At 63.2% G+C, this 15,745-nt stretch carries 11 protein-coding genes; 5 read left to right on the top strand and 6 right to left on the bottom strand.

What is annotated here, in order from left to right:
* Positions 1-17: 17 nt before the first annotated feature.
* Positions 18-554: a flavin reductase family protein gene (locus T8A63_RS12085; protein WP_120350711.1), complete on the bottom strand. Its 537-nt coding sequence runs from the start codon at positions 552-554 to the stop codon at positions 18-20.
* 263 nt (positions 555-817) lie between these two features.
* On the opposite strand from T8A63_RS12085, the gene T8A63_RS12080 reads away from it, so the two are divergent.
* Positions 818-1,324 (top strand): DUF992 domain-containing protein, encoded by a 507-nt coding sequence (locus T8A63_RS12080; protein ID WP_120350712.1) that lies wholly within the window; start codon positions 818-820, stop codon positions 1,322-1,324.
* An 86-nt stretch (positions 1,325-1,410) separates the two neighbouring features.
* Here T8A63_RS12080 and T8A63_RS12075 read toward each other — a convergent pair whose 3' ends face one another.
* A complete protein-coding gene (locus T8A63_RS12075; protein WP_322343943.1) occupies positions 1,411-1,983 on the bottom strand; it encodes an MOSC domain-containing protein in 573 nt (190 codons plus the stop codon).
* Positions 1,984-2,041: 58 nt separating this feature from the next.
* On the bottom strand, positions 2,042-3,997 hold the full coding sequence (gene acs, locus T8A63_RS12070; RefSeq protein WP_322343942.1) for an acetate--CoA ligase: 1,956 nt from the start codon (positions 3,995-3,997) through the stop codon (positions 2,042-2,044).
* 351 nt (positions 3,998-4,348) lie between these two features.
* Here acs and T8A63_RS12065 point away from each other — a divergent pair, with 351 nt between their 5' ends.
* The 3 genes from T8A63_RS12065 (at position 4,349) to T8A63_RS12055 (ending at position 7,490) form a co-directional block, all read left to right on the top strand.
* Positions 4,349-5,365, top strand: coding sequence for a C4-dicarboxylate TRAP transporter substrate-binding protein (locus T8A63_RS12065; protein WP_067622384.1), 1,017 nt, complete (start codon positions 4,349-4,351; stop codon positions 5,363-5,365).
* A gap of 95 nt (positions 5,366-5,460) precedes the next feature.
* A complete protein-coding gene (locus T8A63_RS12060; protein ID WP_067622382.1) occupies positions 5,461-6,090 on the top strand; it encodes a TRAP transporter small permease subunit in 630 nt (209 codons plus the stop codon).
* Positions 6,090-7,490 carry a TRAP transporter large permease gene (locus T8A63_RS12055; protein ID WP_067941434.1) on the top strand — a complete coding sequence of 467 codons (1,401 nt, stop codon included), beginning with the start codon at positions 6,090-6,092 and terminating at the stop codon, positions 7,488-7,490. The genes T8A63_RS12060 and T8A63_RS12055 overlap by 1 nt, the downstream gene beginning before the upstream one ends.
* Before the next feature lie 6 nt (positions 7,491-7,496).
* Here the strand turns inward: T8A63_RS12055 and T8A63_RS12050 are convergent, their stop codons facing one another.
* The 3 genes from T8A63_RS12050 to T8A63_RS12040 form a co-directional block, all read right to left on the bottom strand.
* Positions 7,497-8,603 carry an AI-2E family transporter gene (locus tag T8A63_RS12050; RefSeq protein WP_082849525.1) on the bottom strand — a complete coding sequence of 369 codons (1,107 nt, stop codon included), beginning with the start codon at positions 8,601-8,603 and terminating at the stop codon, positions 7,497-7,499.
* Between the two features lie 95 nt (positions 8,604-8,698).
* Positions 8,699-11,299 (bottom strand): chromosome segregation protein SMC, encoded by a 2,601-nt coding sequence (locus tag T8A63_RS12045; RefSeq protein WP_322343941.1) that lies wholly within the window; start codon positions 11,297-11,299, stop codon positions 8,699-8,701.
* A complete protein-coding gene (locus tag T8A63_RS12040; RefSeq protein WP_322343940.1) occupies positions 11,296-12,426 on the bottom strand; it encodes a metallophosphoesterase family protein in 1,131 nt (376 codons plus the stop codon). The genes T8A63_RS12045 and T8A63_RS12040 overlap by 4 nt, the downstream gene beginning before the upstream one ends.
* Positions 12,427-12,841: 415 nt before the next feature.
* Here T8A63_RS12040 and T8A63_RS12035 point away from each other — a divergent pair, with 415 nt between their 5' ends.
* The gene (locus T8A63_RS12035; protein WP_322343939.1) at positions 12,842-15,718 is read left to right on the top strand and encodes a PAS domain-containing protein; all 2,877 of its coding nucleotides are present in this window, start codon (positions 12,842-12,844) and stop codon (positions 15,716-15,718) included.
* Positions 15,719-15,745 lie beyond the last annotated feature (27 nt).

The raw sequence follows: 15,745 nt of genomic DNA, 5'->3' as shown, positions 1-15,745 counted from the left end.
GGCGCCCTTGGCCGCGTTCAATCTGCGTCGCGCGGGGTAAATTGGCCATAGCGGCCTTGGTCGAACATCAGACCCGCCGCGCCATCCTCGCGCAGGGCGACCTGTTGCACATGGCCCAAAATCAGCGAATGATCGCCCGCCGGATGCACGGCGTAGGTGTTGCAGTGAAACCGGGCAAGGCAGCCCGAAAAGGTCGGCACGCCTGCGGCATCTTCGGTCCAGTCGAAACCGGAAAAGTCGTGACCTTGGCCGGCGAACCGCTGGGCCAAATCCTCTTGATCCGCGCCAAGGACATGGATGCAGAACGATGCGGCCGAGGTGAAACTGTCGTGCCGTTTGGATGAGATCGCAGGCGACCACAGCACCAAGGGCGGCTCAAGCGAGACCGAGGCGAAGGAATTCGCGGTCATCCCCAAAGGGCCCTGTGCAGTTTTCACGGTCACCACGGTCACGCCGGTGCCGAAACGCCCAAAAGCGCGGCGCAGGGCTGGGGCATCGCCGCTGTCGGGCGAGAAGGGGATCAGATCATCACTCATAGCGACAAGCGGTGCCATGTAGCGGCTGATTTGTCCAGCGGTGCCGGGGCGTTGCGTGCCCCGTCACCCTGCGCGGTATTCCGCCCCTGTGACCGCGGGCAGGAACCCCAGCCGGGGATGGGCGTTGGGTCTGCGATGAGAGGCATCATCGGCCCCTACTTGGTGTCGATGCTGGCTGTCTGAAAGGGGCGGGGCAGGTCATCTGCGCCGCCTGTCCAAGGCACCCGAATGCCGTTCAAAGCAGAAAAGGCGCGCAACGCCGCGCCGGAAAGTGACAAAAGATGATGCATGCAACCAAACTGACCCTCGGCGCCGCTTTGTTGAGCGCCACCGCTTTCGGTTCCACCGCGATGGCCGATGACAATGAGACCGTAGACCACGCTGAGATCGGGTCGCTGTCTTGCGATGTGGGCGATGGCACCGGCTTTATCTTTGGCTCCACCCGCGAGCTGACCTGTACCTTCAACCCCATCGAAGAAGGTCTTGAAGATGAGACCTATGTGGGTGAGATCAACCGCTGGGGCGTCGATATCGGCAAGACCCAGAACGGCCAGATGTCTTGGCTGGTGTTGGCCCCAACTGAGCAGGAATATTACGAAGGCGGTCTGAACGGCAGCTACAAGGGTGTCTCTGCTGAGGCGACCGTTGGTGTCGGCGCAGGCGCCAACCTGATGACAGGTGGCTCGGAAAACACGCTGGCGCTTCAGCCGCTGAGCGTGAACACCCAGACCGGCGTGAACTTTGCTGTGGGCGTGGGTGAGATCAACCTTCAGCGCGTCGAAGGCTAAGCCAGCGGAAGGCGAGAGCCGAGCTTACAAATATGAAATGAACGTAAGGCCGTCCCTTTGGGGCGGCCTTTGCTTTTCGCCAAACCTCAAAGTTTGGCGAGCTGATCGCCGACCCGCACGGTGCCATCCTGCACGATCTTGCACAGGATACCGCGCAGACGGTGGGGGCGGTTTTCCTTTCGGTTGATCCAGCGCAGGCTGTCTTGGCCATATCTGTCGCGCCATTTGGTGCAGCCGGTATTGAACTTGTCGCTCACCAATAGCACCGCCGATCCGGCCTGTAGCCGTGTGCCGACGGGCAGATTCTCATGGCCAAGGTCCATGTCAACGATCATCGTATCGCCGGGGTGGGGCGTGTTTGCGCGGTCGCGCCAGCAGAGGTCCATGATGCGTTTGGGCAGGATCGAAACCTGTATCCGCGGGTCGGGGCTGCCATCGGGCAGGGTCAGCGAAGGTTTCTTGGTCCAACGCTCGCCACGGATGCCTTCGCCGACGGTCAGGTCCAGATGATCGGGGTGGTCTCGCAGGCCGTAATCAGAGCGGAAACAGAGCTGTTCTATCACGGCGCCATCCTTGGGCGCGGAGAGGATATCCGGCAGGGCGGCGTCACATTCCGCCGCTGTGGCGGGCGGCAGTATCTGGGGGGCGGTTTGGTCCATGTCTCTCCTTCTTAGGGCAGGGCGCGGGGGCGGGCAGCCACCCGCGCCCTGCCAAGCTTTAGCGATTCATTCGGTTGTCGATAAGATCATCCACCACGCTGGGATCCGCCAGTGTCGATGTATCCCCCAAGGCGCCATAATCGTTTTCGGCGATCTTGCGCAGGATGCGGCGCATGATCTTGCCCGAGCGGGTTTTCGGCAGGCCGGGCGCCCATTGGATGAGATCGGGCGAGGCGATGGGGCCAATCTCTTGCCGGACCCAGTTGCGCAGCTCGCTGCGCAGATCATCGGAAGGCTCTTCACCGCTCATCAGGGTGACATAGCAATAGATGCCCTGACCTTTGACATCATGCGGGTAGCCGACCACGGCGGCTTCGGCGACTTTGTCATGGGCGACCAGCGCGCTTTCGACCTCGGCGGTGCCCATGCGGTGGCCTGAGACGTTGATCACATCATCGACGCGCCCCGTGATCCAGTAGTCGCCATCGGCATCGCGTTTGCAGCCATCGCCGGTGAAATAGTAGCCGGGATAATCCGCAAAATAGGTCTTCTCGAACCGCTCATGATCGCCCCAGACGGTGCGCATCTGGCCCGGCCAACTGTCGGCGATGCACAGCACGCCTTCGGCCGGGTTGCCCTCAATCTCTTGACCCGAGGTTGGGTCGAGCACCACGGGTTTGATCCCGAAGAACGGTTTCATCGCGGCCCCCGGTTTCATGTCATGCGCGCCGGGCAGGGGGGTCATCAGGTGACCGCCTGTTTCGGTCTGCCACCAAGTGTCGACAATGGGGCAGCGGCCTTGGCCGACGACGTCGTGGTACCAGTTCCACGCCTCGGGGTTGATCGGCTCGCCCACGGTGCCAAGGATGCGCAGCGACGACAGATCGCTTTTGGTGACGAATTCCCTGCCTTGGCCCATCAGCGCGCGGATGGCGGTGGGGGCGGTGTAGAACTGGGTGACCTTGTGCTTTTCACAGACCTGCCAGAAGCGGCTGGCGTCGGGGTAGGTCGGCACGCCTTCGAACATCAACGTGGTCGCGCCATTGGCCAGCGGACCATAGACGATATAGCTGTGCCCGGTGACCCAGCCCACGTCCGCCGTGCACCAATAAACATCGCCATCGTGGTAATCAAAGGTCACCTCATGGGTCAGCGCGGCATAGGTGAGATAGCCGCCGGTGCTATGGACCACGCCCTTGGGCTGGCCGGTCGAGCCAGAGGTATAGAGGATGAACAGCGGGTCTTCGGCCCCCACGGCTGTCGGCTCGCAGGTGTCGGCGGCCTGCTCGGCCAGTACGTTGTAATCGCGGTCGCGGGCGTCGTTCCATGCCACATCCCCGCCGGTGCGGCGCACCACGAGGCATTGCACACTGGCGTCGCACTGCGCCAGCGCCTTGTCGGCATTGGACTTGAGCGGGGTGGCCTTGCCCCCGCGCGGGGCCTCATCCGCGGTGATCACGACCTTGGCTTCGCAGCCGTTGACGCGGGCGGCCAGCGCATCCGGTGAGAACCCGGCGAAAACGATGGAATGGATCGCGCCGATCCGCGCGCAGGCGAGCATGGCATAGGCGGCTTCGGGGATCATCGGCATGTAGATGATGACGCGGTCGCCTTTGCCCACCCCCAGATCGCGCAGCACATTGGCCATGCGGCCGGTGGCGCTGTGCAACTCGCGGTAGCTGATGTGTTTGGCGGCGTCCTCGGGGCTGTCCGGCTCCCAGATGATCGCGGTCTGATCGCCGCGCGTCTCAAGGTGGCGGTCGATGCAATTGGCGCTGACGTTCAACTCGCCGTCCGCGAACCAATTGATGCTGACTGACCCAAGGTCAAAGTTCACATCGCGCACTTGGGTAAAGGGTTTGATCCAGTCGATCCGCTGCGCCTGTTCGCGCCAGAACTCCTCGGTGTCGGTGACCGAGGCGTGGTACATCTTGTCATAGGTCTGCGCATCCACATGGGCGCGGGCGGCCATGTCGGCGGATGGCGGATAGGTCTTTGCGGTGGCGTCGGACATGGTGGTTCCTCCCTTGATGTTCGCGTCTTGCCACGGGGCGCGGGTCTCCCCTGCTTTCCGTGGCCTCCTCCTGAGCTGGATCATAACGGCCCGTGAAAAGAAGTGAATAAGCAACTGGATTACAAGGGCTTGCCTGTAAAGGTTTTTCCCAATTGGCGGGGTATCTGTAAATTTTCCGATCTGTGCCGGGGAATGACGCGCTTTTTCAATGCCTTGGCAGTCAAACCCTGCCCAACTGTCTTGCGGCTGTCGTATTTGCGCGGCATGACGGGGTTGGCAGGCCTGTCCCCTCGGGGTAGCCTGTGCGCCAATCCGCCCATCCAAGGGCGGCAACAATGGGAGAGAGACATCATGAAAAACCTGCTGAGCGGTGCCGCCGCCTGTGCGCTGAGCGTTGCCTTTGTTGGCGAAGCTGCCGCGACCGAATGGAACGCCTCCGTCTGGGGCAAGCGCCGCGCCTTCACCGAACATGTCGAAAAGATCGCCGAACTGGTGAGCGAAAAGACCAACGGCGAATTCACCATCAACGTCAGCTACGGGGGCCTGTCCAAGAACCGTGAGAACCTCGACGGTATCTCCATCGGTGCCTTCGAGATGGCCCAGTTCTGCGCCGGCTACCACGCCGACAAGAACCGCGCGATCACCGTGTTGGAACTGCCCTTCCTTGGCGTCAGCAACCTTGAAGAAGAAGTCGCTGTCAGCCGTGCCGTCTATGACCACCCCGCCGTGGCCAAAGAGATGGCGCAGTGGAACGCCAAGATGCTGATGACCTCGCCCATGCCGCAGTACAACCTTGTCGGCACCGGTGATCCGCGCACCACGTTGGAAGACTTTGACGGCATGCGCGTGCGCGCCACCGGCGGTCTGGGCAAAGCATTCGAAGCCGTGGGCGGTGTGCCGACATCCGTGACCTCTTCGGAAGCCTATAACGCGATGGAATCCGGTGTTGTCGACACTGTGGCCTTCGCCCAGCACGCGCACCTCAGCTTTGGCACGATCAACAAAGCAGATTGGTGGACCGCAAACCTCAACCCCGGCACCGTGAACTGCCCCGTTGTGGTAAACATCGACGCCTATGAGGCGCTGAGCGACGCAGAGCGCGAAGCGCTTGATGGGTCCGTCGATGAGGCGCTGGATCACTACCTTGCAAACTACGGCGAGTTGCTTGAGCGTTGGGATACCGTTCTCGAAGAGAAGGGCGTCGAGAAGGTCGAATTTTCCCCCGAGGTAATTGCCGAGTTCAAAGCCAAAGCGGCCGATCCTGCGCGCGAAGCATGGATCAAGGACATGGAAGCTCAAGGCATTCCGGGTCAGGAACTCTATGACCTCGTGATGGAAACGCTGGAAAAAGAACGCGCGTCGAACTAAGCCTTGCGCGCATGACTTTAAGGGCCGTGCGGCAAACCGCGCGGCCCTTTCGACTTTAATGACGTAACAAACAGACTTTCTGAAAAGGAGAGCCGATGGCCGGATCATCCGCCGTGCTGGAGGACAGCAGCCTACTCAGCCGCCTCGACCGGGGCCTGCTGAAGCTGGAGACCTTCTTTGCCCTGATCTCGGGGATTGCCGTTTTTATGTTGATGGTGCTGGCCGTTTGGTCCGTGGGGGGGCGCAAGTTCTTTTCCACGCCGCTGGCGGGCTATGTCGACTGGATCGAAGCGGCGATGCCCTTCATCGCCATCATGGGCATCGCCTATACCCAACGTATGGGCGGGCATGTGCGCATGGACATCTTGATCGGCCAGCTTAAGGGCCGCGCGCTTTGGGCGGCGGAGCTGCTGTCGGTCGTGCTGATCCTGCTCTTGATGCTGGCGCTGACGTGGGGCGCTTGGGCGCATTTCGACCGCAGTTTTGATATGGCTGCCCCGATGTGGAGCCGCGATAGCTCGATCGACATCGGCCTGCCGATCTGGCCCAGCAAACTGGTGGTGCCACTTGCCTTTGCCGTGATCTCTCTGCGGCTTTGTCTGCAGATTTGGGGCTATGGCCGGGCCTTGGTGCTGGGGCTGGAACGCCCTGTGGCCGTGCCGCTGGTACAATCGGCAGCAGAACAAGCAATGGCCGAGGCCGAACAACTGGATGGACGCGACTGATGGATCCTATCGAAATCGGCCTTTGGGTCTCGGGCGGCATGCTGCTTATGGTGGTGCTTGGCATGCGGGTGGCCTTTGCCGCCGCTATGGCCGGGCTTATCGGCCTTATCTGGATTTTCTGGGCCAAGAAAGGCATGGAGTGGGACCAGCTGGGCTGGGCGCTGACCGTGGCGATCAAGACCGCCGGGCAGGTGCCACACTCAAAAGTATCAAGCCAGACACTCTCGCTGATCCCGACCTTCATCCTGATCGGCTTTCTGGCCTATTACGCAGGTCTGACCAAAGCGATCTTCGAGGCTGCGAAACGCTGGTTCGCTTGGGTGCCGGGTGGTTTGGCCGTCTCGACCGTATTTGCTACGGCGGGCTTTGCGGCGGTCTCCGGCGCCTCGGTGGCCACCGCAGCGGTTTTTGCCCGTATCGCCATCCCTGAGATGCTCAAGATCGGTTATAATAAGCAGTTCGCGGCGGGTGTCGTGGCGGCAGGGGGCACGCTGGCCTCGCTGATCCCGCCCTCGGCGATCCTCGTGATCTATGCGATCATCGTTGAGCAGGACGTGGGCAAGCTGCTGCTCGCAGGCTTCATCCCCGGTGCCTTTTCGGCGGTAGTCTATGCGGTGTTGATCATCGGCATTGCCATGATCTGGAAGAACGTCGGCCCGCCGGTGACCGGCTTCACATGGCGTGAACGCTTTGCCGCTTTGCCTGCCGCTCTGCCGATTGTCGCGGTGGTCGTGATCATCATCTTCTTCGTCTACAACCCCTTTGGCGACGCTTGGGGCACCCCCACTGAGGGCGGCGCCGTGGGTGCGTTCATCGTCTTCTGCATGGCGGTTTTCCGTGGGATGCGTCTGGCCGAGTTGAAGGACGCGCTGTTGGAGACGGCCAAGCTGACGGTGATGATCTTCACCATCATCTGGGGCGTGTTGATCTACGTGCGTTTCTTGGGCTTTGCCGATCTGCCGGGCGCGTTTGCCGATTGGATCTCCTCGCTCGAAACCTCTCCGATGATCATCCTGATCTGCATCCTGCTGGCCTATGCGGTATTGGGTATGTTCATGGACGCCATCGGCATGCTGCTTTTGACGCTGCCCGTGGTCTATCCGGCGGTCATGGCGCTCAACGGGGGCGAGTTCGTCTCTGCGGCTGACAGCGCCTTTGGCATGTCGGGGCCAATGTGCGCGATCTGGTTCGGCATTCTGGTGGTGAAGATGGCGGAGTTCTGTCTGATCACCCCGCCCATTGGCCTCAACTGCTTTGTCGTCGCGGGCGTGCGCCCCGACCTCAGCGTGCAGGACGTGTTCCGCGGCGTGATGCCCTTCTTCATCGCCGACGCGGTGACCATCGGCTTGCTTGTGGCCTTCCCGCAGATTGTGCTTTGGCTGCCGTCCCTCGCGGGCTAGGCAGCTTTAGCCACCGGGCTTTTCCGCGGCGGGTTCATCCGCCGCGGTTGCCGCCACATCGGGGGCGGATTTATCCAGAAAATGCCCGATCATGTTGAGCGCGGTGACATTCTCGCAAATCACCTTGAAGACCACGAGGAAGGGCACCGCCACGAGCGCGCCCGCAATCCCCCAAAGCCAGCCCCAAAAGACCACGGTGAGGAACACGGCAACGGTGTTCAACTCCAACCGACGCCCCACAAGGTAGGGGGTGATGAACTGCCCCTCGATCCCGGTGAGGATCTGATAGCCGATGGGGGCAAGGATCGCATAGCCGACGCTGTCGAATGTGGCGATGGCATAGGCCCCCACCAGCACCGCGCCGATCACCCCGCCGATATAGGGCAGGAAGTTCAGCAAGAACGCCGCCAAGCCCCAGACATAAGGAACGGGCAGCCCAAGCGCGAAAAGGTAAAGCCCAACAGAGACGCCAAGCCCCGCGTTGATGATGGTGATGGTCAGCAGGTAGCGCGACACGCGGCGCTCAACGTCATAGACCGCCTTTAGCGCGCGCTTCTTGCCGGTGAAGGTCTGGAAGGACTGAACCAGCTTGAGGTAAAACAGATCGCCCGAGGCCAGCAGGAACAGCGCCAGCACAAGGGCGACGGCCACCGTGCCGCCAATCCGCGCGCCGGTGTTCATGGCATTGTCGAGCAGGCCCGGCTGTTTGACCACCACCTCTTCGGGTTTGCTGGCGCCGTTATCTGCGCCGATCTTTTCGACCTGTTCCGTGGCAGAGCGGACATCCTCTACCGTCTTCATCCAGCCTTGCAGCTTGCGCTGTATCTCATTGCCCATCGAGGGGATTTCGTCGGACCACGTGGCCACGGTGCCCGCCGACAGCCCGGCCAGCACAAAGATGATCAGCCCGACAAAGCCAATCAGCAGCACAGCCCCCAGCGGAGGCGAGATGCCAAATTTTTCAAAGGAGCGGATCAGCGGACTAAGCGTCAGCGCGAGGAGGAAACCAAGCAGGATCGGCAGCAGCAAATCCTTGGCGAAATAGGCAGTCACGAAGAGGGCGATCAGTACCAGCACTTCCAACAACCGTCTGATCGCGGCGATATCGTTCAATGTATTCCCCCCACCATGCCCTGCGCAGATGCTACGAAGCCAACGCGGGACAGGGGGAAAAGTTCATTTACGCAGGGCACTTGATGCCGTTATTTCTATCGGTCCACCGTTTGCAGCCGCAAAGCCTGTCCGCCAAGGGCACGAAAGGCGCGTTGGCGGCAAGTCAGGACGATGATCTGCATATCGCTGGCCTGCCGGTGAAGCGCGTCGAACATCCGCTCGATCCGGTCGTCATCGGTAAAGACCAGCGCGTCGTCCAAGATCACCGGCGCGATGCGTCCCGCACGGGCCAGCATCCGCGCAAAGGCCAGCCGTACCAAAAGCGCCACCTGTTCCTGTGTGCCACCTGAAAGGACGTCGATCGGCTCTTCGCGACCTTCGCGGATCAGCGCGTGCGGCAGCAGCGATTCCTCGCCCCATGTCAACTCAGCATCGGGCCAAAGGAGCTGCAGCAGCGGTTTGAGTTCTTTGACGATGGGGGTGAAGTACCGCTCTCGCGCCTCGTTCCGCGCGTCTTGCAAAGCGCCTTCCAGCCGGATGAGCACCGCAACCTCATGGGCGATCCGCGCGAGGGTCTCTTCGGCGGCCTGCAATTGGTCTTCGGTCTCGGCGAGCCGTTCCTCCACCGCGTCGCCAGAGGCGCGGGTGATGCGTTCGCTGAGCCGGGCCAGCAGGGGACGCAGGCGGGCGACTTCCTCTCGGGCTTGGGCCTCGACCGATTCCGCGCGGGTGAGGGCGGCCCGAAGGCTGGCCGCATCTGGCGCGTCTTTGGCCTTTTCGGCGTGGGACAGGCGTGCGGCCTCCAGCGCGGCGGCGGCGCTGGCGGCTTGGGTGGCAAGCGCGTCTTCCGTGACATCGCCCAGCTTGGCCTGCTGCGCCTCGGCGCGCTGCAACCGGTCACTGAGCGAGGCAAGCTGCGCGTCTTTGACCGCGGCATCGGCCTTGGCATCGGCCAGCGCCTCGGCTGCTGTCTCCCGCGCAATCCGGCACGTCTCATGCCCGGCCTGCGCAGTTTCGAGGGCGTTTTCGGCGTGCGCAAGATCAGGTGCGTCGGAAACCTCCTCCGAGGCCGGAATAGCGGCGAGGGCTTGGTGCAGCGCGTCGATCCCCTCAGGGGCGAGGCTGTTGAGAACGGCCTTGGCCTCTCCCTGACGCGCGGCGGCTTCCACACGGGCTGCGGCGGCGGCGCGGGCCCCGGTCAGGTCAGGCGCGCCAATCTGGTCGAGCGCGGCTTGCAGGCTGGCGGCTGCGGTTTCGACTGGGCCGTCCTCTGCGCCCTCCGCGCCGGGGTGGACTTCCAAACTGCCGATACCGTCGATCCGCAGGGTGGTGCTGCGCGGAAGGGGCAGGGGGGTGCCCTCCGCCAACGGCCCGCTGTCGCTGTGAATGCTGCCCGATTGGCCGTGGGCGTAGCGGACGATCACTTGGGGGGCTGCGGCATCGCGGGCGGCGCGGCTGGCGGAGAGTTCGGCAGAAAGGGTTTCTAGCCGTTGCATCGTGGCGGCGTCCGGGCCGGATTGGGCGGCGGCACCGGCGGTCTCCATCCGGCGGCGGGCCTCTTCGGCCTCTTTGATGCGATCCTCAAGCGCGCGGCGGCGGTCAGCGCCGTCCCGCGCGGCGCGCGCCCGCAAAGCGTGGCGGTGTTGGTCCTCGGCGGTTTTGAGGGCGGCGCGGGCTTCTGTCGCGGCGGCCTCTGCGGTGTCCAGTGCGGCGCGGCGTTCAGATAGGATACAGTGGGCGGTCTCTGCCGCTTTGCGGGCTGTGGCTTCGGCGGCGCGGGCGGCCTTTTGCTCGATCTCTCCGGCGCGGTAGCTGTCGAGCCGTGATGTGGCGCTTTCAGCCGTGAGACGCGCGAGGTCTACGGCCCGGACGAGGGTTTCCAGTTCTTCCGCGTAGCGGGTGGCGGCGGCATGGGCGGCGCGGGCGGCCTCGAGCTTTTGGCGGCGTTCTTCGACCACCTCAGGCGCTTCGAGGTCGGCCAAGGCCCGCCGTGCCCGCTGACGCTCGGCCAAGGCGTCCTGCAACTCTCGCGCGGTGGCGGTCAGTTGGTCGCGCGTGGCCTGTAGCGCCTCCACTTGATCTTGGGCCTCTTTCCACGCTCCGCCGGTGCGCGGGCGTCCGGTGCCGGTGGCGTATTGGGCAAGCTCGTCGCGGCATTGTGCCAGCGCCTTGTCCATGCGCCGCCCGCCGGTCATCGCTTCGACCTCGGCCCCGACCGAGGTCATCAGATCGCGCCGCGCCTCCAGCGCCAGTTTCTCCTCTTTGGTCGAGCCGCCGGTCAGCGCGGTCATGCCCTGCCGGACCCAGATCAGCCCTGACGGACCGCCTGCATCCCCGCCCAAAAGCTGCGCGATCCATGCCTCGGCCTCATCCGCCTGCGCGATCAGCCTGCCATCGCGGTGCACGGTGGCAAGGGGCTTTTGGAACCACCGTTTGTGAACGGTAAAGAGCCCTTCGTCGGTTTCGACCTCGATGGTTACCTCCGGCGCACCGCCCGCATGGGGGCGCAGGGCGGCGACCTCTTTATCGCGAGAGCCGAAGGGTTTGAAGAACAGCGCCTGTATCGCGTCGAAAAGCGTGGATTTGCCGTGCTCGTTCGGCTCGCTCAAGACATTGATCCCGTCGCCTATTCCGGTCACCTGCGCGGGGTCGGTGAAGCGGCGGACGTTGTTGAGGGTGATGGCGCGGATTTTCATGCTTTTGCCCCCTGCACATAGGCATGAAGCCGGGCGAGGGCATCGGCGGCCACATCACGCTCGGACTGGGGCAGGGTGTCGGATTGCGCCTCGTTCACCAAAGCTTCCGCCGCCATGCGCAGGGCACCGCCGCGGTCGATCTCATCAAGGTCTGCGGCCTCATATTGCGTGCCCAAACCTTCGGTCACCAGTTCGAAATGCGCGAAATCGGGGGCACAGGCCTCGGCCGCGCGGGCAAGCGCTGCGCGATCGGGAAGGCCCGCCCAGCCCCCTGCCTTGACGCGCAGCAGGTGATCCCGGCGGCCCGCAGCGGGCAGCAGGGCCTGCAATGCCGCCGCCGCGTCTTGGCGGGGGTGAAGCGTAAGCTCGGCCTCGGACCAAAGGAATCTGCCGGTTTCGATTTCATCCACCTTGGGGGCAGCGCCGGGGCCTGCAACCTCAACCGCAAGGCAGACGCCCCGGCGCCCGTGTTTGAAACGATCCTGCTCCGGCGTGCCGCAGTATTGGACCCGGTCTGAAACGGCCATCCGCCCGTGCCAATCGCCAAGAGCGAGGTAGTCCAACCCCGCGCGCTGGTCCCGGTCAGGCGCAATCGCCTCTCCGCTGTCGGTGAAATCGGTGACGCCGCCGTGGGCGAGGCCGATGCGCAGATGCCCCTCGGGGCTTTGCATCTTGTCCAAAGGGGCGCTTGGATCGCTGGCGCCGGCGCGAAAGGTGACGGGGCAGGGCAACAGGCTTGCATCCGTGCTGATCTCAACCGGGGCAGCGTCCATGAGGGCGCGCAGATTGGCGGGGGCATCGCGGTGGATCACCTCCCACAGGGGTTCGGCATCGCGCAGATTGTCGTGGTTGCCGGGCAGGATCCACCAAGTCACCTCTGCCGCCTCGCCCATGGCGGTCAGGGCCTGCCGCAGCACGGCGGCCGAAGGTGTCGCAGTGTCGAATGTATCGCCCGCCAAGAGCACATGCGCCGCCCCGTGATCCCGCGCGGCTTGGGCCAGTTTGGCGATGGCCCCATGCCGTGCTTCCATCAGGCGCCCCCGGATGTTGCCATCCGCCGCTTGCGGGATATTGGCGAACTTGCGCCCGATGTGCAGGTCAGACGCGTGGATGAAGCGGAATGTCATGCGGTGGTCCTGAATGGCTTTTGGAAATGGCCGCGCGGGCGGAAATGAGAAAAAGGCGATGGCTGATCGGCCCGTTGGGCATGGTAGGCGCGGCGGCTCCATTCATCGCAAACTCAGCGCAGAGTGCAAGACGTTGCAAAATCTGCGCGAGGTGCTGGTTCCGCAGGGATTGTGGACTACATATGCGTGACGCGCGGCTAAGACGCAGCGGCGCCCGCCGCCCAGACCTAAAAATTCCGAGATACGATGAAATCTAGAGCAGCCTCCGAAACCCTCCCTGCCGTAGCGAGCCAAGTCAGGGCAGCCGCGAGACACGGCGCTGCAACCGTCCTTGCCTGACATCATAAATCAAGATTGAATGCGCGGCTGAGGCTGCTGACCTGCACGTTCCGATAGATAAGAAGATCAACACACGATGACCCATGACTTTGAAAAAATCCTCCAGGCCGCGCCGTCGCCCTTCGTGTTGTTGGATAGTGAGCTTCGGGTGGTCTGGGCGAATGATGCCTACCTACAGGTGACTGATCGCCAGTTAGAGCGGCTTATCGGGAAGGACTTGTTCGAGGAATTTCCATCTGACCCCGAAAGCGAGTCGGGCCGCATGCTGCGCGCGTCTTTCGCACGGGTGTTCCGCGATGGCACCACCGATCACCTGCCGGTCATCCCCTATCCAATCGCCAGTGCCGAGGGCAAAACCGAAGACCGCTATTGGAGCGCGACCCATACGCCGATCCTAGATGCGGATGGCGAGGTTGAGTTCATCTTGCAGCACACGCAGGACATCACCGAGGTCTATACCGCCGAAACCCCGGGGGAGGGGCGTGCAGGCTCGGCCCAAGCCGCCGTGTTGCGCCGGGCCCATGAGGTGACGCAGCAGAATCTGGAACTCGATACCGGGATCAGCCTTTTCAAGTTGATCTTTGAACAGGCACCGAATTTCATGGTCACCCTCATGGGGCCGAACCACGTCTTTCGCACGGTCAACGCCGCCTATTTACGAATGGTTGGTCAGCGGGACCTTATTGGCAAACCCGCGCGCGAGGCTTTGCCCGAAATCGCAGGGCAAGGCTTTTTCGAAATGCTGGACGAGGTCTATCGCACCGGCGAAGCCGTGAGCCAACAGGGGGCCGAGGCATGGGTGCAACGCAGCCCCGGAGGTCCGACTGAACGGGTCGTCGTCGATTTCGTGTTTCAACCGCTCGACAACGTGCGGGGGGAAACCATCGGCATCGTGATCCAAGGCAATGACGTCACCGCGCATAAGCTTGCCGAAACCAAGCTGCGCGAGGCGGAGGAACGATTCCGCACTATGGCCCATACCATGCCGGTCCATGTCTGGACCGCCACCGCCGATGGGCGTTTGGATTGGGTCAGCGATCAGATATATGCCTTTTCGGGTGCTACGCCGGGCAGTCTGGTTGGGGATGCATGGCCCGCGATCATTCACCCCGAGGACCGCGCCGAGGCGATTGCCACTTGGGCAAAGGCAGTGGAAACCGGGGCGGTCTACGAAAGTGAATTTCGCCTGCGACGGGCCGATGGTGCCTATTGCTGGCACTTGGTGCGGGCCGTGCCGACCAGAGATGACCAAGGCGCGGTGATGCGCTGGGTCGGCACGAATTCCGAAATTCACGAGCAGAAAGAACTGTCCCGCCAACTGGCCGATCTGAACACGACGTTGGAAGAGCGTGTCGAGAAACGCAACCGCGAGTTGGAAGAGCTTCACGACCGGTTGGCCCAAAGCCAGCGGGTCGAGGCGGTCGGCAATCTTGCTGGCGGCGTTGCCCATGATTTCAACAACCTGCTGCAGGTGATGACCGGCAGCCTGACCATGGCCGCGCGCGAAATTGCAGCCGATTCCCCGGCGCGGGTGCGGATCGACGCGGCCATGCGGGCGGTGGAGCGCGGCGCGTCGCTGTCCTCGCAACTGCTTGCGTTCAGCCGCCGTCAGCCATTGCAGCCGCGCTCGATCGACCTGCGCGATCTGCTCAGTGATATCGACGACATCATGCGCAGCGCCTTGGGCGAGGGGATGGAGGTCGAACTCGACACGCCCGATGCCCTGTGGCCAGCCTACGCCGATGCGGCAAGCACCCAGAATGCCGTGCTAAACCTCGTCATCAACGCGCGCGACGCGATGGAGGGGCGCGGCAAGTTGAAAATCGCGGTCGAGAACCGGCATATCGGCCCCGAAGAATTGCTGGGTGAGCCTGATATGGTGGCGGGCGACTATCTGGAGGTCAAAGTCATCGACCACGGGCCCGGCATCCCGGCGGATACGCTGGCCAAAGTGTTCGATCCGTTTTTTACCACCAAACCGGTAGGCAAAGGCACCGGGCTTGGGCTCTCCACCGTTTATGGCTTCGCGCGGCAATCGGGCGGGCGGGCCACCATCGCCAGCCATCCCGGCGCGGGCACGACGGTGACGCTTTTGCTGCCGCGCGCCGAGACGGCGGCGGAGCCTTTGCAATGGCATGACCCCACCGACATCGCGGGCGGGAACGAGACCGTTCTGCTGGTCGAAGACGACGCCGAGGTGCGCGACGCCACCGCCGCCTTGCTGTCGGATCTGGGCTACCGCGTACGCACCGCAGAAGACCCCGCCACCGCCCTAGAGGCCGCGCGGCAAGCACCGGAATTCGATCTTTTGGTCTCGGACGTGGTCATGCCCGGAGAACTGAGCAGCCGCGACATGGCCGAAACCCTTCAGGCCGAGCGGCCCGACCTGCCGATCCTCTTTATCTCGGGCTATTCACGCGATGCGATCGTGCGCGATGGCCGGGTGGATGCCGGGGTGCAGTTCCTCGCCAAACCCTTCACCAAAGACGCTTTGGCGATCAAAGTCCGCGACGCGCTGTCCTCGGCTCCCGCTGCAAAAACAAAGGCTGACGTAGTCCAAGAGCAGCCAGACCGGCCCTGTCATGTGCTGCTCTGCGAAGACGACGCGCTGATCCGGCTTGATCTGGCGGATATCCTCAGCGGGCTGGGCACCGAGGTCACCGAAACCGCGTCGGGTCAGGAGACATTGGACAGGCTGCAAGAGGGGCAATACGACGCGCTGCTGATCGACGTGGGCCTGCCGGATATTTCGGGCGAGGAGGTCGCCACCCGCGTGCGCGCGCAGCATCCCGATATGCCGATCATCTTTGCCACCGGCCAAGCGGAAGTCCCCTCCGCCGCGGCTTTGGGCCGTTGTGCCGTGGTTCAGAAACCTTTCGGTGACCGCGATCTGGAACGTGCATTTGCAAGCTTGGGCATTCTGTCACAGACGGAGACGGCCACAGCGTTTTGACGGAGCGTTGCCCGCGCGCGCGCGACA

The organism is Sulfitobacter sp. OXR-159 (assembly GCF_034377145.1).
Classification (GTDB): domain Bacteria; phylum Pseudomonadota; class Alphaproteobacteria; order Rhodobacterales; family Rhodobacteraceae; genus Sulfitobacter.
This window is presented reverse-complemented; position numbering and strand designations above follow the sequence as displayed.

Excerpts from the sequence above, each read along its gene's own strand:
- T8A63_RS12085 (WP_120350711.1), bottom strand. The coding sequence starts at position 554 with ATGGCACCGCTTGTCGCTATGAGTGATGATCTGATCCCCTTCTCGCCC.
- T8A63_RS12080 (WP_120350712.1), top strand. The coding sequence starts at position 818 with ATGATGCATGCAACCAAACTGACCCTCGGCGCCGCTTTGTTGAGCGCC.
- T8A63_RS12075 (WP_322343943.1), bottom strand. The coding sequence starts at position 1,983 with ATGGACCAAACCGCCCCCCAGATACTGCCGCCCGCCACAGCGGCGGAA.
- acs (WP_322343942.1), bottom strand. The coding sequence starts at position 3,997 with ATGTCCGACGCCACCGCAAAGACCTATCCGCCATCCGCCGACATGGCC.
- T8A63_RS12065 (WP_067622384.1), top strand. The coding sequence starts at position 4,349 with ATGAAAAACCTGCTGAGCGGTGCCGCCGCCTGTGCGCTGAGCGTTGCC.
- T8A63_RS12060 (WP_067622382.1), top strand. The coding sequence starts at position 5,461 with ATGGCCGGATCATCCGCCGTGCTGGAGGACAGCAGCCTACTCAGCCGC.
- T8A63_RS12055 (WP_067941434.1), top strand. The coding sequence starts at position 6,090 with ATGGATCCTATCGAAATCGGCCTTTGGGTCTCGGGCGGCATGCTGCTT.
- T8A63_RS12045 (WP_322343941.1), bottom strand. The coding sequence starts at position 11,299 with ATGAAAATCCGCGCCATCACCCTCAACAACGTCCGCCGCTTCACCGAC.
- T8A63_RS12040 (WP_322343940.1), bottom strand. The coding sequence starts at position 12,426 with ATGACATTCCGCTTCATCCACGCGTCTGACCTGCACATCGGGCGCAAG.
- T8A63_RS12035 (WP_322343939.1), top strand. The coding sequence starts at position 12,842 with ATGACCCATGACTTTGAAAAAATCCTCCAGGCCGCGCCGTCGCCCTTC.